The sequence below is a fragment of the Thalassotalea profundi genome (assembly GCF_014653195.1).
GTDB classification, from domain to species: Bacteria; Pseudomonadota; Gammaproteobacteria; order Enterobacterales; family Alteromonadaceae; genus Thalassotalea_B; species Thalassotalea_B profundi.
In genome coordinates this window covers 14,498-33,076 of record NZ_BNAH01000012.1, presented here as the reverse complement: position 1 = coordinate 33,076, position 18,579 = coordinate 14,498, and the positions used below count along the sequence as shown (strand labels likewise).

Here is an 18,579-nt window from a genome sequence, read left to right as displayed (position 1 = left end):
GTTATGACAACAAAAGAATATGAAAATTATTATGTACCCGCTCAAAGTCACTGGCCAATTATCGGAGCCGTTGCTTTATTTTTAATTGCAGTGGGTGCTGCAAACTATGTGACTGAACTTAAGAATGAACAATCAGGCTATGGTGGTTATATCTTAATTGCCGGTATTGCTATGGTAGTTTATATGATGTTTGGTTGGTTCAATAATGTTATTAATGAATCTATGTCCGGTAAATATAGCGGGCAAATGGATAACTCTTTTAGACAAGGAATGAGTTGGTTTATCTTTTCAGAAGTTATGTTTTTTGCCGCTTTTTTTGGGGCATTGCTTTACGCTAGAACATTTTCAATACCTTGGTTAGATGGTGCAGGCAATAATGCAATGACAGGAGAGGTATTATGGCCAGACTTTAGTGCTACCTGGCCTTTGATAAAAACACCAGACGGTACTGAAACTACAGGAATGGGCTGGTATGGCTTACCATTAATTAATACTATTTTGCTTTTGACTTCTTCTGTAACAGCACACCTTGCACATATTGCCTTAGAAAAAGATAATAGAGGTCAACTTAAATTTTGGTTGGGGTTAACGGTTTTATTAGGTGTGGTATTTTTATATTGCCAAGGTTTAGAGTATGCCCATGCCTATGCTGATGAAATGAAGCTTTATTTAACAAGTGGTATCTACGGTAATACCTTTTATTTGTTGACGGGCTTTCATGGTATGCATGTCACATTAGGCACCATTATGCTGTTTGTTATGCTTGTGCGTGTTTTTAAAGGCCACTTTACTCCTAAAAGTCATTTTGCTTTCCAAGCAACAAGCTGGTATTGGCATTTTGTTGATGTTGTTTGGGTGCTTTTATTTGTATTTGTTTATATTTTATAAGTAATAGCGAAGTAAAAATAAGATCGATAGCTCTGCTTCGGTAGAGCTATTTTTATTAAAAAGGTTTGGGATTAGGTGTAATCACTCCGGTTAAAATTCCGATAAGTAATAACACAACAATAAAGACAGAAGTCATAACTCTTCGACCGATAAATTTAGACATACTTGGTTGGTTAGGATCGTTTTTATTCATTAAAACTAACGCCCTAAATAAGTTGTAAATCATAAAAGCAAGTAATCCAACAATAATTATTTTAATGATCATAACTCTCTCTTTTTATAGTTTTAATGTTATTCGGTAATATATGAAGTTAGCTGTAATACGTTTTTATATTAGCCAATTAAACTGGCTTATGGTTATTTTTACTTTGCTTGTCTTTGCTGGATTAATCAAGCTCGGATTATGGCAAAGTGAAAGAGCGCATGAAAAAGAGCAGCGTTTAGCCAGCATTGCGTCTTATAAAACTCAAGAAGCACTTAGTTTTGACTCATTTCAACAGGTCATGAATAAATTACAAGATATTAATGATATACCACTACAGTTAACGGGTCGCTTTGATGAGCGATTTATATTTTTACATGATAACCAAACATATAAAGGCCGATTAGGTTATAGAGTGTTACAAGTGTTGAAGTTTAACGATAAGAGTGTGTTGGTGAATTTAGGTTGGGTTCAAGGTTCAAAAGATCGCAATATATTACCGAATATCAAAGCATTGACTGGAGAGTACTCTATTAAAGGTCACATACGTATTGTAGATAATGGTATTGTCCTAAGTGAAGAAACGTTTAATGAAGTGAGTTGGCCATTGAGAGTACAACAAATTGAGTTAAATAAATTCTCACACATTATTAATCAAAAGTTATTGCCCTTTGTTGTTTACTTAGATAAAACAGAAGTGATAGGTTTTGAAAAAAATTGGCAACCGATAGTTATGCCGCCTGAAAAGCACCGAGGATATGCATTTCAATGGTTTAGTTTGGCGATAGCTTGGCTAGTATTAATGATTTATGCGAGTCTTTACTGGGCTCGTTATGATAATAAAAACAATAATAAAAAGGGGTAACATGTCTGATTTGAAGTTGACAAAATCTCGACAATATTTATTACTCGTCATTGGTGTATTTTTAGTACCCGTGATATTAGCCAAATTAGCACTAGATAATCGTTGGTTTGATTATGGAGTGACTAACCAAGGTGAGTTGGTAAATAATCATCTTACTTTAGCTGACTTGGGGCTAAAAGCTGATGAATTTAATCATAAATGGTTAATGCTGGTTAACCTTCCAGAGCAATGCGATGATTTATGTGAGAGCACTTTACTTACTATTAATAATGCTTATGTTCTTTTAGGCAAAGAAATCCCCCGAGTATTACCTGTTGCTCTTACACAAACTGCAATTACTGACAAAATGCGTCAATCTATGCATCATTCAAAGTGGCAATCACAAACATTACCTGAGAAAGCGAAACAAAACCTAGATAAGCCGCAACTGATAATTATTGATCCTTTAAGTAATGTAGTATTGTCTTATAAATTACCTACAGAGGCAGAGAACGTATCTCAACTAGGTAACGCAATTATTGCAGACATGAAAAAATTATTAAAATATTCAAGGATTGGCTAGTATGAGAGATGATAAAAAAAAGAACCTCAAACTATTAGTTTTAGTAAGTATATTTTTAGCTATTATTGTAGTTAGTTTAGGTGCATATACGCGACTTACCCATGCTGGTTTAGGTTGTCCTGACTGGCCAGGTTGTTATGGTATGTTGGATGTACCGAAAACGACAGAGCAAATAGAAAAGGCACAGCAAGCTTTTCCTGATCGGCCTGTTGATACTGAAAAAGCCTGGAACGAAATGATTCATAGGTACTTTGCGGGTGCCCTTGGGTTATTTATTTTAGCAATCACCTTTTTATCGATTAAAAATAGGAAAGAAGGTACGCCTGTTTTCTTACCCATACTTATTCTTTTAGTTGTCATTTTTCAAGCACTTTTAGGGATGTGGACGGTAACCTTAATGTTAATGCCTATAGTTGTTATGGGGCATTTACTTGGCGGATTCACTACTTTGTGCTTGCTATTTTTGCTTTATTTGCGGCTTGAACCATATCGGGTGCCTGGTGGAGATATTCGAATTAGGCGTTATACGCGTTTTGGTGTTTTAGGTATTATAATTCTAACAGTACAAATCGCTTTAGGGGGATGGACATCTTCGAATTACGCAGCTTTAGTGTGCGTAGAACTACCTATTTGCCAAGGTAATTGGATAGAAGAGTTAAATTTTGAAGAATCATTTGATCCTATTCCTCCTCAACGAAATAGTTATGAATTTGGTCATTTTGAACATGATGAACGAATTACTATTCATGTAGTGCATCGAATTGGAGCAATCATAACAACATTATATTTATTGTGGCTTACACTTAGTATATTTCTCAAGGCAGAAACGCTGTTTTTTAAAAATATGGCAGTTGCTGTTGTAGTCTTTTTAATAGCACAAGTCGGTTTGGGTATTAGTAATATTGTATTTTCACTGCCGTTAGCAATTGCTGTGAGTCATAATATTGTAGCGGCGGGCTTAATGTTAATGTTGATTGCATTAACGTATAGTTTAGCAAGAAAAACATAGGAGGCATTATGAGTAACACATCAGCACAAGAGCTTGCAAACGATACTGTTTTACAAACAAGTTGGCGTGACTATTATGAAATAACTAAGCCTCGGGTTGTTGCTTTATTAGTGTTAACGGCACTCGTTGGTATGTGTCTTTCAGTACCTGGTGCTATTCCATGGCAGTTGCTAATTCCTGCAATGTTGGGGATTGGTATGTTGTCTTCAGCGGCCGCAGCTATAAATCATATTTGTGATGAACGTATTGACAGTATTATGGGGCGAACCCACCATCGTCCCATTCCTAATGGTCGTTTAACTACTAAAAATGCCATTACTTTTGCTGCTCTACTTGCGATTTTAGGTTTTGCAATGCTGTATAGCTTAGTTAATCCGTTAACAGCTTGGTTAACTTTGGCTGGTTTAGTGGGTTATGGCTTTATTTATACAATGTATTTAAAGCGGGCAACGCCACAAAATATAACCATTGGTGGTTTAGCTGGCGCTATTCCGCCGCTTCTCGGATGGACGGCCATGACAAATGAAATTCATCCTAATGCATTATTGCTAGTACTGTTAATTTTTACTTGGACACCCCCCCATTTTTGGGCGTTAGCTATTCATAGAAAAGATGATTATGCTAAAGTAAATATTCCGATGCTACCTGTTACGCATGGCGTTAATTTTACTAAAACTCAAATATTACTCTATACCATTTTGCTATTTATTGTAGGACTATTGCCTTACTTAGTTGGAATGAGCAACTGGCTCTACTTGGTGGGAGCCGTAGTATTAAATTTAGGTTTCTTTGTATATGCATGGAAATTAAAATTTAATGCAGATGAGAATACTGCAATGGATACGTTTAAATTTTCTATTATTCATTTAATGGCGTTATTTATAGTGCTATTACTTGATCATTATCTACTTCCTATACATTAACAAGGTCAAAATTTAATATTAGTATGAATAAATTATTAATAGTGATTGTTGCAGTGGTCGCGTTAACAAGTGGTCTTTTTGTTTTTAAGTCAACTTCAACATTACAGCAACCAGAGTTTGCACTTTATTACCAACAAGCAAGAGAGATTCAACCTTTTTCGTTAGTTGATCATCATGGTAATAATTTTTCGAATAAAAATTTAGAAGGTCGCTGGTCGTGGATGTTTTTTGGGTATACATCATGTCCAGATGTTTGTCCTACAACGTTACAGGAATTAAATTTTATTTATGATGACCTTGAGGCTATAGCACCAAGTAGTCAAGTGGTTTTGGTGTCTGTTGATCCTAAACGAGATACACAAGAGAAATTAGCCCAATATATTGCGTATTTTAATGCTAAATTTCAAGCAGTGACGGCTGGTCATGATGTATTGTATCCATTTGCCCGTAATCTAGGCTTAATGTATGCCATTGCTGATGACTCAAGTGAAGATAGTTATTTAGTTGATCATAGTGGCTCTATTGTTCTGCTAAATCCAAAAGGCAAAATTGCGGCAATTTTTAAACCGCAACATGAGTTGGGTCAAGTGCCAAGCGTAGATGGCAGTCAGTTAGTGAGCGACTTTACAAAAATAGTTAAATTATATACTGACTAAAGAGGGTACCACTGGCTGTCTTCGGTTAAAATAAACCAAGGTTTTGAATACCAATAGTAGCGACCAGGCTGACTAATGCTAGGTGCTGTACAATTACAGCGAATTCTTCCTGTAGATAAAGGTTGGCTAAAGTTGATGGTAAAACTTTTATCACTTTGCCACTCAACTTTTTGTTTCCCTAAACCTGATACATAGCAATTGAGTTGTGACTTATGAAAGTCATCTATTACTATATTAAATGAGACAGACTTTAATGTGTTTTGTGGGTATATAGTTTGAGCATTTTGGCTATCTAACGATAGCATGAAAGGTAATGAGTAAAGTTTATCTCGCAAGCTTGCTATTTTGTCATAGGGTTTTGAAGCCGGAAAACGAGGAACGTTGGTTAAATCAGTTGCTAAACTAACAGCACCGCTTTGTTGACTAAAAGCAATAAAGTTATTCTCCATTAACCAAGATTGTATTTCAGGTGTAAATTCACCATAAGGATACGCAAAATAGCGCCAACTCTGTCCAGTTTTCTCTTCTATAATTTTTTCTGAGCTTAATAAGTCGTCTGTGAGCTTATCGCGCCAATTTTTGTCAGTGGAGTTATGTACTATACGTGCTAAAGAATCGTGTTCTAATCCGTGATTAGCAATAATAACACCATCATCGGCCATGTCTTTTAATTGTTGCCAACTCAAGTAGCCATTAGGGTTTCGTTCAACAATATTCGGGTTAATGAAAATGGTAAAAGGGTAATTGAATTTGTCGAGAATAGGTTTCCCTTGAGTGAGAATATCTAAGTATGCATCATCAAAAGTAATCGCTACCATTTTGTCTTTTAGTGGTTGTTGTTTCATTATGGTATTCATAAGCTCAGACAATGACACCACGGTAAAGTCGTTATCCGCTAAATATTGCATATGAGCTTCAAATTGTAACGGTGAAATGCTTGTACTTTCAGGCGTGTCATTACTTACATGATGATATTGAAGAATTACAGCCGCAAAGGCCAATTTTGATACGGTTAGTAATAATAAAACTGCCGTTAACTTAATTGTATGTATCATATCCCTATCCTTTAGCAATGTAGTAAACCTATAATACAGTGTTCGCTATTTTTATTTAATCATTATTCAATGTAAGGGCAGATTTAATTGAAGTCATTGAGAAATTTACCCCATAAACAATTATTTTCTTTAGCAATTCCCATGATCTTATCAAATATTACTGTGCCCTTATTGGGTTTGGTTGATACAGCGGTAATTGGGCATTTAGAACATTCGTATTTTCTTGGTGGTAGCACTGTGGGTGCAATGGTTATTACTTTTATAATTTGGTTTTCAGGTTTCTTACGCATGTCGACAACAGGGCTTGCGGCACAAGCCTATGGTAAGAGTTCAGCTAAAGAAAGCCAATTAGTCCTATTGCGCGGTATAGTTGTTGCGATAATGATTGGTCTTACCCTTATTTTATTTCAAGGGCCTTACCTTAATGCAACTATTTATTTTGCAGGAGGCTCTCCAGAAGTACAGTTTTATGCGAAAGAATATAGTGAAATACGTATTTTTGGGCTTCCTGCTGCTATAGCAAATTTAGTCATACTAGGTTGGTTACTTGGTAACCATCGAGCTAAAGCGGTAATGTGGATTTTAATCATTACTAACTTAACCAACCTTGGTTTAGATCTATTATTTGTTTGGGGGTTTGGCTGGCAAGTTAAAGGTGTCGCTTGGGCAACTTTGATCGCAGAATATATAGGACTTTTTGTTGGTTGTTTAATTATATTCTTAACCGGTATGAATACTCGCCTAAAACATGAAAAATGGCGAATAGTTAGCACCAAAGAGATATTTAATAAAGCTGCATTATCTGGTTATTTTAAACTTAACCGTGACATTATGATAAGAACACTGTTATTACAGTCATGTTTTATTTTTATCACTTTTCAAGGAGCAAGATTAGGCGATGATGTTGTAGCCGCTAATGCTATTCTTATGAACTTTCTGCTTCTAATTTCTTTTGGTTTAGATGGTATAGCTAACGCAGCAGAAGTTATGGTGGGTAATGCTAGTGGTAGAAATCAACAAAGTCAGCTAAAACAGGCAACGCTAGTTTCAACTTTATGGACAATAATATTTGCAATTATTTATAGCATAATCTTTTTAATATTTGGAGATAAGTTTATCGGTTTAATTTCTAATATAGAAAGTGTAGTAACTTTAGCAAATAGTTATTTATTATGGATTGTTGCTTTACCTTTAGTTGCATGTTGGAGTTACTTATTAGACGGGATTTATATTGGTTTAATGCAAGCTAAAACTATGCGTAATAGCATGATAGTGGCAACACTTTTAGGCTTTTATCCCGCGTGGTTTATGCTAAAAGATTTTGAAAATCAGGGGCTTTGGGGTGCATTTTTTATTTTAATGCTACTAAGAGGAACAGGCTTAGCTTGGCACTTCTACTTTAATATATGGACAAAAAAATCTAGCTAAGGGCAATAACGAAAAAGCCAAATTATGCTAATTTGGCTTTCAATTTTATAGTAGGGCAGTCTTAATAATATGAGTGTTCACCGCGCTCATGCTCTGTCATATCACGCACGCCTTTAATTTCACCTGCCATTGTTTCTAGCAACTGCTTTTCTATACCATCTTTAACTGTTACGTCTATTTGGCTACAGCCATTGCATCCGCCGCCAAACTGTAAAATGGCAAAACCATCTTCCGTAATATCCATGAGAGTACATTCACCACCATGTCCAGCTAACTGTGGGTTTACTTCTGTTTTTAGAAAGTAGTCTACGCGGTCAAACAATGGAGCATCATCCGCTACTTTTTTCAATTTAGCATTTGGTGCTTTTAATGTGAGCTGCGAGCCCATTTGGTCAGAGGTGAAATCAATCTCAGCTTCTTCAAGAAAAGGTTTACTATCAGCATCAACATAGGCCGAGAAGTGTTCAAAAGGTATGGCAATATCATCTTCTTCAACAGCATCTGCAGGGCAGTATGATACACCACACTCAGCCGATGCGGTTCCTGGGTTTACAACAAAAACGCGAATGCTAGTGCCTTCAGCTTGTTGAGATAACAATTTTACAAAATGGGCTTGAGCTGTTTCTGAAATAGTAATCATAGTGCTTGGTTCGCTCTCTTTGAAAATAAACATTATACCCGACTAAATTAGTCAGGTAATACCATTTTACTCCTCGTATTACCGAGACTCAAGTGATTAAACTCCCTACCATAGATAAAAACGAGATAGAAAAGATCTAATAAACTGGAAGCACTCATAAGACTTTGATATTTTAAGGGGAAGTTATTGAGGAATTTAATCATGAAATTACATTTTTATCCATTGTTCACCCTCATCTTGGCATTCTTGACTGCCCAAGTTAGTGCCGCAAAAGTTGAAAAGTATCTGCCTAGTGAGCAAAACTATATGGCCAATATTTTAAAGCCGGAAGAAATATTGGGTTTTGGTATTGGTGAACGTCATGCTCGCCATGATCAACTTGTTAGTTATTTATCAACATTAGCGAATCAATCTGAGCGTGTTAAATTAACAAATATTGGATTGACCACAGAATATAGAAAGCAAATATTATTAACATTCTCCTCACCTGAAAATTTAGCCAAATTGCCACAGCTATTAAATCGTAAAGTGGGTCAACAACGTCAGGGTGACCCATTAGTTGTATGGTTGGGTTATAGCGTTCATGGGGATGAAATTAGTGGTGCAAATGCTGCTATGGTTGTCGCTTATCATTTAGCAGCTAGTACTAACTCTGAAGTTCAGAAAATGTTAGAAGATACTGTGATTGTAATGGAGCCCAGCCTAAACCCTGATGGTATGGACAGATTTGTCAGTTGGGTAAATACACATAGAGGTATAGCACCCAATTCAGATCCAAATCATATTGAACATCATCAAGATTGGCGCACAGGGCGCACCAATCATTTTGGATTTGATTTAAATCGAGACTGGTTATTACTTGCGCAAAAAGAAAGTCGTAATCGTTTACCGTTTTTCCATCAGTACCAACCTCATGTACTCGGTGATTTTCACGAAATGGGGGCAAATAGTAGTTACTTTTTTCAACCGGGTATTCCTTCACGTACACATCCATTAACACCTAAAAAAGGAACGGAATTAACGCAATTAATCGCAACATTTCATGCAAGTGCGTTAGATAAAGAGAATCGTTTATATTATAGCCAAGAAAGTTTTGATGACTTTTATTATGGTAAAGGTTCTACTTACCCTGATATTCATGGTGGTGTAGGTATTTTATTTGAGCAAGCGAGTAGCCGAGGGTTTCAGCAAGATAGCATTAATGGACTATTAACATTTGAATATGGCATTAAAAATCATGTACTTACATCGCTTTCAACCATAAAAGGTGCTTGGGAAAATAAACAAAAATTTAAAGATTATCGTAAAACATTCTATGACAACATTCCTAAACTCATTAAAAAAGCAGATTTTAACGGTTATCTAATCAGTGAGCGCTTTGATAAAGCTCGATTAACGACATTTTTAAATAAATTAAAAATGCATCAAATTGATGTTTACCCGTTAAAGGAAGACTTTCGCTTTGAAGGAAATGTTTATAGTAAAGCATATAGTTATTATGTGCCTTTAGCCCAAAACCAATACCATGTTATTCAAGCATTATTTAATCAAGGCACTAACTTTAAAGATAACACTTTTTATGATGTGTCCGGTTGGACTATGCCATTAGCCATGAATATCGATTTTTTTCAGGTGGATAGCACACGTGGCTTAAGTTTATCTGAAAATACGTGGGATATGCCCGTTAAACAGACAACAGCACCTTTATCAGAAAGTTATAGTTACGTATTTGAATGGCATGATTTTTATGCACCCAAAATGTTGAATGCGCTCTTAGAAGAAGGGATAAAAACCAAGGTTGCGACTCAAGCATTTAGCAGCGAAATTTCTGGAAACACACGCTCATTTTCTGCTGGTAGTATTGTAATTCCAGCAGGTATTCAACAAGAAGAACAATGGCTTAGTAAGGTCAACAAAGTTATCTCTGAATACGATATTCCAGTATATTCTTTAGGCACGGGGTTAACTATCAAAGGAATAGATATTGGTAGTAATTCTTTTAGTGTTGTGAATCCAGTTAAAGTGTTATTGGTTGGAGGCAAACCAACGTCACAATATGAAGCGGCAGAGTTGTTATATTACCTTGATAATTTGCTTAACATTCCTGTTAGTGTAGTTGAGAAAAATAGACTTAATTCAATAGATTTAAGTGTTTATAGCCATATCTTAATGGTTGATGGTAATTATAAAGCCTTCGATAGCAGTGTTAGTAAAAAACTTGAAACTTGGATTAAGCAAGGGGGTGTTATTTTCGCACAAAAACGTGCTAGCCAATGGTTATCGGAGAAAGAAATTTTAAAAGCTTCTTTTATCTCTAAAGATAAAATTGATAGTTTATTTGTAACGGACAACTTAACTTATCAAGATAAAGAAAAACTTTCGGCTAAAAAGCGTATTGCGGGTGCTATTTTTGAAAGTGAGTTAGATCAAAGTCATCCACTTACTTATGGCTATGCTGACAGTAGCTTACCTCTTTTTCGTAATAGCACAATAATAATGGAAGCGGCAAAAAGCCCTTTTGTTACGGTAGCTAAGTACAATAAGACACCATTATTAAGCGGCTATACTGACCCTAATTTGGTTAATCAAATTAGCAATAGTAGTGCAATAATAGCTCATAACTTAGGTAAAGGGCGCGTTATAGCCACCTCTGATCTTTTAATGTTTAGAGGGTATTGGTTTGGTAGTGCCAAAATAATAGCGAATAGTTTATTTTTTGCTAAGGCGTTTAGCGCGAATGCTAAATAGATAAAAAGTCGTACATTATAAACTAAGCTAATTTTTTGTTGGTAATGACAGAGCTATAGTCATTACCAACACTTGTTCTACCCCATGATTTTTCAGTATTTTACTTATCTCATTAACAGTGGTACCAGTCGTAATAACATCATCAATTACAATAATATATTTAGCGTTATTAAGTAAAACTTTATTGATTTCAAAGGCATTACTTAAGTTTTTACGCCTAAAAGCACCTGATTGTCCAACTTGACTATCTCCTTTTTTAATACGAGAAAGTAAATTAGGCTGATAGGGTAATTTATTGACTTTTGCAAACTTTTTAGCAATAAGATGGGCTTGGTTAAACCCTCTTGTTTTCCACTTACTGAAATGAATAGGGACTGAAGTTATAAGGCAATGTTCCTCTAACCATTGACTATTAGAAAAGTGTTTAAGGTGTTCTTGCCATGATGCTGTTAATAATTGGGCTAAAAGGGGAGCTATTTCAAAGCGAGCATTATATTTAAACTGTTTTAACCACACATCATAGGGCCATACATAGGGGGCGTAACATAAAAGCCGATCGAACTTTCTTTTAGGGAATATTTTATCTATAGCGGGCCATAACAATAAATTATTAGCGCCTTGAGGTAAGCGAAAGTGTGGGATATCTTGCTGGCAAGTTTGGCAAAGTAATTCACCATTACTTAAATTATTACAAAGGTCACATCGTGCCGTATGCTGCTTGAAAAGGTGAAATATTAAATGGGTATTTTTGACACACTTATGATAAAAATTTTTTACTAAAATTCGACAATATTCAACATTAACACCATGTTTTAAAAGTGAGGCTAAAAATTCCATTTTTCATTGCCTTTGGGTAGACTGAGCATCTTTTTAAACTTGTGTTAATAAGCATGACAGAGTTATTGAAATTTTCCAGTGTAGGACAAGGTATTCCTATTGTTCTTCTTCACGGTTGGGGATTAAATTCCGCTATTTGGCAACCTTTAGCTGAACAATTACAATCAGAAGTAAGAGTTATCAGTATTAGCTTGCCGGGCTTTGGAGATAATTTTGAACGAACAGTTGAGCCGTATTCTTTAGCTAATGTTTCTGAACTTATTGTTAATACGATTAACCAACCGGCGATTTATTTAGGTTGGTCATTGGGGGGATTGATAGCTACTCATATTGCTTTATCATGCCCTGAGAAAGTACTAGGATTAGTAACTGTCGCTAGTTCCCCTTATTTTGTTGCAGAAGATTCATGGGCAGGGATTGACCGTAAAGTCCTATCGCTATTTCATCGTCAATTATCTACAGACACTAGAAAAACAATTGATAATTTCTTAAAAATTCAAGCGATGGGTAGTGTTAGTGTTCGTGATGATATCAAGCATATTCGCGATTTAGTAATGCAGTATAATTTACCGACACAGCAAACATTAACAGATTCATTACTTATACTTGAGAAGGTTGATTTACGGCATCAGTTAAAAGAAATTTCAGTACCTTTTTTACGTATGTATGGAAAACTTGATGGCTTAGTACCAAAAAAAGTTGTGCCATTAATTTCAACATTAGCTCCAAAAAGTGAAGAGGTTATGTTTGAACGAGCGTCTCATGCACCGTTTATTTCTGATCCCGATGCTTTTCTTGATGAGCTTAAACTCTGGTTAAAAGAAAATTACGGTGCGGCTTAGACGACCATTAAGCTTTACTTTTTATCTTTTTTGGTTAATAATTAGCCAAGTAAATACCGAGATGATATCCGTTGTAATGTAAACATTTGTTAATAATTAATAAACGTTTACTTAGATATTGAGGAGAACCCATGGAAATTCAATCAGCTTTTAATTCGGGTCTACAGGGCTTTCAGAATGCGCAAGAGCAGGCGACCCAAGCTGCATCTAATATAGCTCAAGCGGCTAATTTTAATGATCAAGCTTACATTGCAAATGAAGAAAGTGTTGAAAGTGATTTGTCTCCAACCACTCAAACAAATGATCTACCAGATATAAACCAAAATATAGTTGACCTTAAGGTTGCCGAGTTTCAGGCTAAAGCTTCCGCGAATGTAGTAAAAACAGCAGATGAAACATTGGGGACACTACTTGACGTAACTGTCTAGCCTCCCATGAATATTACGCCGCAAAATATCACATTACCTTTAGCAACTGTGGTTAACCCACAGACTGATGCTCTGCGTCGTGAAAACAATCAAAGAGAAGTGATTGCTCAACCTGCTGCGGCAAGCCAATCTGCTGGAGAAAAGGGAGTATCTTCCGATAAAGACAGGGCTCGTACTCCAGGACAACAAAATGAAGCAATTAATTTTGCCCAATTACAAAAACAGTCCGAATTAGAAAATAAAACTATTTCTGATGAACAATCGCCACACCAAGAAGAACAGCAAAACGCTGAACAAGATTCAGATTCAAAAAGCACACAAGCAAGCAATGAAAGTGGGGAAGAAAATTCAGAAAGTAGTGAAATAGATAAAAAAGGACTCGATTTTGCTGAACAACAAGAAGTCACTGAATTAAAACGAAGAGATTTAGAAGTACGCTCACACGAACAGGCTCATGCAGCAGCAGGAGGGGCAACAACAGGAGCGCCTTCTTACACTTTTGAAGTTGGTCCAGACGGTAAACGCTATGCGGTTGAGGGTGAAGTTTCTGTTGATTTGTCAACAGTTGAAGGTAACCCTAGAGCAACCATTGCTAAAATGCAGAAAGTATATTCTGCCGCACTTGCTCCAGCTAACCCATCTGTTCAAGATACACGAGTTGCTAATCAAGCAGCACAGTTAATCGCACAAGCACAGTCAGAGCTATTAGCATTACAACTAGAAGACCCTAGCCAAGCGAGGGAAACTAATAATGTTATAAATAATAGTGATGTACTTTCTAGTGATGATGAAAAAACAACTAGCCAAAAATCTCAAGATTTTGATGCTTTTGTTAATCAAACGCTAAATGCTCAGGATGCAATAGCACCTTCTCGTGATCTCGAAGTCGATCAACGGGCCCATCGAATTGAACATTTCTACGCAAATATTAATCAAGCATACGAAAAACCGCCAGTTTCTCGCTTCGAGTTAACCGCTTAAGATTTAATATGAATTAGAAAAAAGGAGCTGATGCTCCTTTTTCTATAATCACTGAGTATTATTAAATACCGTAATCTGCTTGATATTGTTTTATGGTAGCAAGACTTTCTGTCATCTCAGGTTGTGTTTCTAAATAATGAATTAAATCAGTTAAGGTTACAATTGAAATAACTTTTGTGCCGAAATCACGTTCAACTTCTTGAATTGCTGAAAGTTCACCTTTGCCTTTTTCTTGACGGTCTAAGGCAATTAATACACCACTTAACTGTGCTTTATTGGCTTGAATGATTTCCATCGACTCTCGAATGGCTGTGCCTGCGGTGATCACATCATCAACTAGCATAACTTTGCCTGCTAGTGGCGAGCCAACTAAGCTACCACCTTCACCATGAGTTTTGGCTTCTTTTCGGTTAAAACAATAAGGTATGTCGGTATTGTGATGGTCTGCAAGTGCTACAGCAGTTGTCGTCGCAATAGGAATGCCTTTATAGGCAGGGCCAAAAAGTAAATCAAATTCAATACCTGAATCGGCAAGTGCTGCCGCGTAAAATCGGCCTAAACGAGCTAAGTCGCCACCGGTATTAAATAATCCCGCGTTAAAAAAATACGGACTTGTTCTACCTGACTTTAGTGTAAATTCGCCAAATTTAAGCACTTTTTTTGCTAAGGCAAATTCAATAAATTCTTTTTGATAAGCTTTCATTATTGATTCCTAACTTAGAGCTGATTTTTGTGCATCAAATAATTCATTAATGCCATTTTTAGCTAGCGCCATCATTGCTTGCATTTCGTCAAAGCTAAAAGGCTCTTCTTCAGCAGTACCTTGAACTTCGATTAATTTACCGGTTTCTGTCATTACAACATTCATATCAGTTTCAGCAGCTGAGTCTTCAGGGTAATCTAAGTCGGCAATAGGTTCACCTTGATAAATACCAACTGATACCGCCGCGATCATATGTTTAAGTGGGTTTGTTTTGATAATATCTTTAGCGCGCATGTAATTAAGTGCGTCAACTAGAGCGACACAAGCACCTGTAATTGATGCTGTTCGAGTGCCGCCATCGGCTTGAATGACATCACAATCGATCGTAATGGTATTTTCACCTAACGCCACTAAATCTACTGCGGCACGCAAAGCACGTGCAATTAAGCGAGAAATTTCAAGTGTACGGCCACTTTGTTTGCCATTAGCAGCTTCGCGGCGCATACGCGTATGTGTTGATCTTGGTAACATGCCATATTCAGCCGTTACCCAACCTTTACCTTGGCCTTTTAAAAAACGAGGAACGCCTTCTTCAACCGATGCAGTACATATAACTTTAGTGTCCCCAAATTCGATTAATACAGAGCCTTCTGCATGAGCAGTATATTGACGAGTGATAGTAACTGGACGAATTTGACCGAGAGTTCTGCCGCTTGGACGCATGATATGGTTCCCTAAAATTTATTTAATTGTTGCGTATTATAATCGCTTGAGTAACATTTTGACATAATGACGGGGTAACTAATTTGAAATATAGTACTGAGATACAGGGTCATATTAAATAGTCTAATAATAGAGATAACAAATGAAAGTACTTTTGATCTTTTTAATCTCCTCGGTATGTCTATCATTCCAGACATATAGTCGTAATATTGAGCAGTTAAAAGTTGCTTTGCCCGAATACAGTAAAGTATATGATGAAAAGCGGGATCCTTTTAAAGATGCAACAGCTGCAATAGCGTTAGCTCAGGCAACCAAGCGTAATATATTGATTGAAATAGGCGGTAATTGGTGTTCATGGTGTCATAAAATGGATGCATTTTTAGAAAAGAACCCTGATATATATCAGGGTTTACATCGTAACTTTGTGCTACTAAAAATTAATGTGAGTGATACAAACGAAAATGAAAAATTTATGAAATCATTGCCACCTGTTTTAGGCTATCCTCATATGTATATTTCAACTGATACAGGCAAAATGATGTTATCTAAAGATACAGCAGAGTTATTAGAAGGTGATAATTATTCAAGAACAGCATGGCTGTCTTTCCTTGAGCAATGGCGCTTAGATAAAAATAGTGAAAATTTACAGAAGCTGAATACATCCTCATGAAACAAACTTTTTTCGACTCTAACTACAAAACTCCTCAATGGTTGAAAGATAAACTATCACGTCGACAATTATTAAAATCAGCGGCTGGCTCAAGTGCTTTAGCTGTTATTCCGTATAGTCAGTTGTCATTTGCTCAAAAAAAAGATATTGAATCGACACTAAATATAGAGCCATGGTTGACATTAGATGCAGTGCTTAATCATCTCTTACCTGCTTCGAATAAAGGGATCAGTGCAAAAGATATACGAGCAACTTATTATCTTTATCAATTAGTCCACCAACAACCTACTGCCACCGATGAAATAGAATTTATATACAAAGGTGTTGGTTGGCTTAATGGTTATAGTCAAAAGAAAACTACCTTACCTTTTATATCGTTAAGTAATACAGAAAAAGAAACCGTTTTACGCGATATTAGCCGTTCATCAGCGGGTGATAATTGGATAGCAATGTTGATAATTAATATATATGAAGCAATGTTATCGCCACCTTCGTATGGTGGAAATCCTGATGGTGTCGGTTGGAAGTGGCTTGAACATCAAGCCGGTTTCCCGTTGCCTAAGGCGGGAGAGCGCTATTTCGAACTTCCTAAGCGGAGCCAAATATCTGTTCATAATCAAGTAGATAGTAAAACTAGTCGCACAATAACCCCCTCACATGATTTATTAGCTAAAAAGCTAAGCGTAAAAAGAAGATCTAAAGCATGAAATATGACATTTGTATTGTAGGGAGTGGTGCAGGGGCTTCACCTGTAGCTTATACATTAGCAAAGGCAGGGGCTAAAGTTCTGATTTTAGAAAAAGGCCCATGGTTAACGGAAAAAGAATTCTTTAAAGATGAACTTGCTATTAGTTTACGTGATGCATACAACCCTAGCTTAAATGATGAGCAGCATGTAATTGAAGAACAATATGAAACTGAAAGCGGAGAAAGCTTTTGGCAAGGCGAGCCAACAAGTGAATCTGGGTGGAGCTTCTGGAACGGTAATGTAGTGGGTGGTTCATCTAATTTTATGAGTGGCTATTTCCATCGATTAAAACCAATAGACTTTAGATTAAAAACGGAGTTTGGTGAAATACCGGGTGCAAATGTTGAAGATTGGCCTATCACTTATCAAGACTTAGAACCTTATTATGCACGTGTTGAGCGAGTAGTTGGCGTATCGGGCAAAGTGGTGAAGCATCCGCATCAAGAGCCTCGTTCAAGTGATTTTCCTTATCCCCCTCTTGCTGAGCATGCTGTTTCGACATGGATAGATCAAGCGGCAAAAATTATTGGCTATCATAGTATTCCTGTACCAAGAGCGGTTTTGTCGCGCCCTGATATGGGTCGTAACAGTTGTGAATATTCAGGATATTGTTCTAGTTATGGGTGCTCAACAGGAGCAAAAGGTAGTGGTAGAGCCGCTTTATTAAATCACGCTGTTGCGACAGGAAACTTAACCATTATTCCTAATGCAAAAGTGTATCACTTAGCAAGTAACGCTAGCGGTGATATAAGTGCTGTACATTATTACAATCAATTCGGACATAAAAAAACTGTAAATGCCAGTTTATATGTAGTCGCTTGTCAGGCAATTGAAACATCAAGACTGTTACTAGCATCAAAAAGTAAACAGTATCCTAATGGTTTGGCTAATAATAATGGTCAGGTAGGAAAAAATTTAGTATTTAGCGCTGGCGGAACCGGGCGGGGCGATTTTATCTACGAAGAACTCTCGGAAACAAAACAAGCTGAACTTAAGCAGGTAGGGCCTTTTATTAATAGAGCCTTACAAGATTGGTATCAAATTGATGATAAAGAGTTTGATGGTGTCAATAAGCAAGGAAAAGCCAAAGGCGGTACTATCGACTTTCTCTTCTATCAAAACCCAATTGCACGTGCTAACGGAACTGAAAGAGATAGTAATGGTGAACTTATTTGGGGTGAGCAACTACAAACTGCATTACATAAAGAGTTTACGTCATACAAAACATTACGTTTTGAAGTATTTAACGATTGGCTACCAACCGACGACTGCTTTGTTAGCTTAGACGAAAATATTACGGATAAATGGGGAGATCCTGTAGCCAAAGTACGCATTGGCTCACATGAGCATGATTTACTGGTCGGCGAATACTTAGCGAAAAAAGGTGAAAAGCTACTTGAACAAATGGGCGCTAAAAATATTAGTATATCTGTAAGTAGTTATCCTCCAACAAATTTAATGGCTGGAGGATGTCGATTTGGTGTTGATCCGAAAACATCTGTGCTTGATAAAAACTGTCGTTCTCATGAAGTAAGTAACTTATATGTTACTGATGGCTCATTTATGCCAACAGGCGGAAGCGTCCCTTATACCTTTACCATTTATGCCAATGCTTTTCGTGTTGCAGATCATATTGTTAAGCATTGGCAGCAAAACCTCGTTAGCTAAATT

The 18,579-nt window shown here is 36.6% G+C and carries 20 protein-coding genes; 14 read left to right on the top strand and 6 right to left on the bottom strand.

Annotated elements, in window-relative coordinates; translation table 11 throughout:
* Positions 1 to 3 precede the first annotated feature (3 nt).
* Positions 4 to 888, top strand: coding sequence for a cytochrome c oxidase subunit 3 (locus IE155_RS14060; RefSeq protein ID WP_189378885.1), 885 nt, complete (start codon positions 4 to 6; stop codon positions 886 to 888).
* Positions 889 to 943: 55 nt separating this feature from the next.
* On the opposite strand, the gene IE155_RS14055 is transcribed toward IE155_RS14060, so the two are convergent.
* Entirely contained in the window at positions 944 to 1,153 is a 210-nt protein-coding gene (locus tag IE155_RS14055) for a DUF2909 domain-containing protein (RefSeq protein WP_189378884.1), read from the bottom strand.
* 40 nt (positions 1,154 to 1,193) lie between these two features.
* On the opposite strand from IE155_RS14055, the gene IE155_RS14050 reads away from it, so the two are divergent.
* From IE155_RS14050 to IE155_RS14030, 5 genes are read left to right on the top strand one after another with little or no spacing between them, the layout of a single operon-like run.
* Positions 1,194 to 1,955, top strand: coding sequence for an SURF1 family protein (locus IE155_RS14050; RefSeq protein WP_189378883.1), 762 nt, complete (start codon positions 1,194 to 1,196; stop codon positions 1,953 to 1,955).
* Position 1,956: 1 nt separating this feature from the next.
* The gene (locus IE155_RS14045) at positions 1,957 to 2,517 is read left to right on the top strand and encodes a redox-active disulfide-containing membrane protein (RefSeq protein WP_189378882.1); all 561 of its coding nucleotides are present in this window, start codon (positions 1,957 to 1,959) and stop codon (positions 2,515 to 2,517) included.
* A 1-nt stretch (position 2,518) separates the two neighbouring features.
* Complete coding sequence (locus tag IE155_RS14040; RefSeq protein ID WP_189378881.1) at positions 2,519 to 3,526, top strand: COX15/CtaA family protein; 1,008 nt, start codon at positions 2,519 to 2,521, stop codon at positions 3,524 to 3,526.
* An 8-nt stretch (positions 3,527 to 3,534) separates the two neighbouring features.
* Positions 3,535 to 4,449 (top strand): heme o synthase, encoded by a 915-nt coding sequence (cyoE, locus tag IE155_RS14035; RefSeq protein WP_189378880.1) that lies wholly within the window; start codon positions 3,535 to 3,537, stop codon positions 4,447 to 4,449.
* 23 nt (positions 4,450 to 4,472) lie between these two features.
* Complete coding sequence (locus IE155_RS14030) at positions 4,473 to 5,105, top strand: SCO family protein (RefSeq protein WP_189378879.1); 633 nt, start codon at positions 4,473 to 4,475, stop codon at positions 5,103 to 5,105.
* On the opposite strand, the gene IE155_RS14025 is transcribed toward IE155_RS14030, so the two are convergent.
* Positions 5,102 to 6,160, bottom strand: coding sequence for a polysaccharide deacetylase family protein (locus tag IE155_RS14025; RefSeq protein WP_189378878.1), 1,059 nt, complete (start codon positions 6,158 to 6,160; stop codon positions 5,102 to 5,104). The two genes, IE155_RS14030 and IE155_RS14025, sit on opposite strands and share 4 nt — an antisense overlap.
* 87 nt (positions 6,161 to 6,247) lie before the next feature.
* On the opposite strand from IE155_RS14025, the gene IE155_RS14020 reads away from it, so the two are divergent.
* A complete protein-coding gene (locus IE155_RS14020) occupies positions 6,248 to 7,588 on the top strand; it encodes an MATE family efflux transporter (RefSeq protein ID WP_189378877.1) in 1,341 nt (446 codons plus the stop codon).
* A gap of 61 nt (positions 7,589 to 7,649) precedes the next feature.
* On the opposite strand, the gene nfuA is transcribed toward IE155_RS14020, so the two are convergent.
* Positions 7,650 to 8,228 (bottom strand): Fe-S biogenesis protein NfuA, encoded by a 579-nt coding sequence (gene nfuA, locus IE155_RS14015; RefSeq protein ID WP_189378985.1) that lies wholly within the window; start codon positions 8,226 to 8,228, stop codon positions 7,650 to 7,652.
* A gap of 201 nt (positions 8,229 to 8,429) precedes the next feature.
* Here nfuA and IE155_RS14010 point away from each other — a divergent pair, with 201 nt between their 5' ends.
* Positions 8,430 to 10,976 carry a M14 family zinc carboxypeptidase gene (locus IE155_RS14010; protein WP_189378876.1) on the top strand — a complete coding sequence of 849 codons (2,547 nt, stop codon included), beginning with the start codon at positions 8,430 to 8,432 and terminating at the stop codon, positions 10,974 to 10,976.
* 27 nt (positions 10,977 to 11,003) lie between these two features.
* On the opposite strand, the gene IE155_RS14005 is transcribed toward IE155_RS14010, so the two are convergent.
* Positions 11,004 to 11,813 (bottom strand): ComF family protein, encoded by an 810-nt coding sequence (locus IE155_RS14005; RefSeq protein WP_189378875.1) that lies wholly within the window; start codon positions 11,811 to 11,813, stop codon positions 11,004 to 11,006.
* 53 nt (positions 11,814 to 11,866) lie between these two features.
* On the opposite strand from IE155_RS14005, the gene bioH reads away from it, so the two are divergent.
* The 3 genes from bioH to IE155_RS13990 all read left to right on the top strand — a co-directional run bounded on the left by bioH (position 11,867) and on the right by IE155_RS13990 (position 14,064).
* On the top strand, positions 11,867 to 12,655 hold the full coding sequence (bioH, locus tag IE155_RS14000) for a pimeloyl-ACP methyl ester esterase BioH (protein ID WP_189378874.1): 789 nt from the start codon (positions 11,867 to 11,869) through the stop codon (positions 12,653 to 12,655).
* Between the two features lie 131 nt (positions 12,656 to 12,786).
* Positions 12,787 to 13,083 (top strand): hypothetical protein, encoded by a 297-nt coding sequence (locus IE155_RS13995; RefSeq protein ID WP_189378873.1) that lies wholly within the window; start codon positions 12,787 to 12,789, stop codon positions 13,081 to 13,083.
* A gap of 6 nt (positions 13,084 to 13,089) precedes the next feature.
* Positions 13,090 to 14,064: a putative metalloprotease CJM1_0395 family protein gene (locus IE155_RS13990; RefSeq protein WP_189378872.1), complete on the top strand. Its 975-nt coding sequence runs from the start codon at positions 13,090 to 13,092 to the stop codon at positions 14,062 to 14,064.
* Positions 14,065 to 14,125: 61 nt separating this feature from the next.
* On the opposite strand, the gene pyrE is transcribed toward IE155_RS13990, so the two are convergent.
* Positions 14,126 to 14,767 carry an orotate phosphoribosyltransferase gene (gene pyrE, locus IE155_RS13985; RefSeq protein WP_189378871.1) on the bottom strand — a complete coding sequence of 214 codons (642 nt, stop codon included), beginning with the start codon at positions 14,765 to 14,767 and terminating at the stop codon, positions 14,126 to 14,128.
* A gap of 9 nt (positions 14,768 to 14,776) precedes the next feature.
* Positions 14,777 to 15,490: a ribonuclease PH gene (gene rph / locus IE155_RS13980; protein ID WP_189378870.1), complete on the bottom strand. Its 714-nt coding sequence runs from the start codon at positions 15,488 to 15,490 to the stop codon at positions 14,777 to 14,779.
* Positions 15,491 to 15,632: 142 nt separating this feature from the next.
* Between rph and IE155_RS13975 the strand changes: the two genes are divergently transcribed.
* From IE155_RS13975 to IE155_RS13965, 3 genes are read left to right on the top strand one after another with little or no spacing between them, the layout of a single operon-like run.
* Positions 15,633 to 16,160 carry a thioredoxin family protein gene (locus tag IE155_RS13975; protein WP_189378869.1) on the top strand — a complete coding sequence of 176 codons (528 nt, stop codon included), beginning with the start codon at positions 15,633 to 15,635 and terminating at the stop codon, positions 16,158 to 16,160.
* Positions 16,157 to 16,867, top strand: coding sequence for a gluconate 2-dehydrogenase subunit 3 family protein (locus tag IE155_RS13970; protein WP_189378868.1), 711 nt, complete (start codon positions 16,157 to 16,159; stop codon positions 16,865 to 16,867). Before IE155_RS13975 ends, IE155_RS13970 begins: the two co-directional genes overlap by 4 nt.
* Positions 16,864 to 18,576 carry a GMC family oxidoreductase gene (locus IE155_RS13965; protein WP_189378867.1) on the top strand — a complete coding sequence of 571 codons (1,713 nt, stop codon included), beginning with the start codon at positions 16,864 to 16,866 and terminating at the stop codon, positions 18,574 to 18,576. Before IE155_RS13970 ends, IE155_RS13965 begins: the two co-directional genes overlap by 4 nt.
* The last annotated feature ends 3 nt before the right edge of the window (positions 18,577 to 18,579 follow it).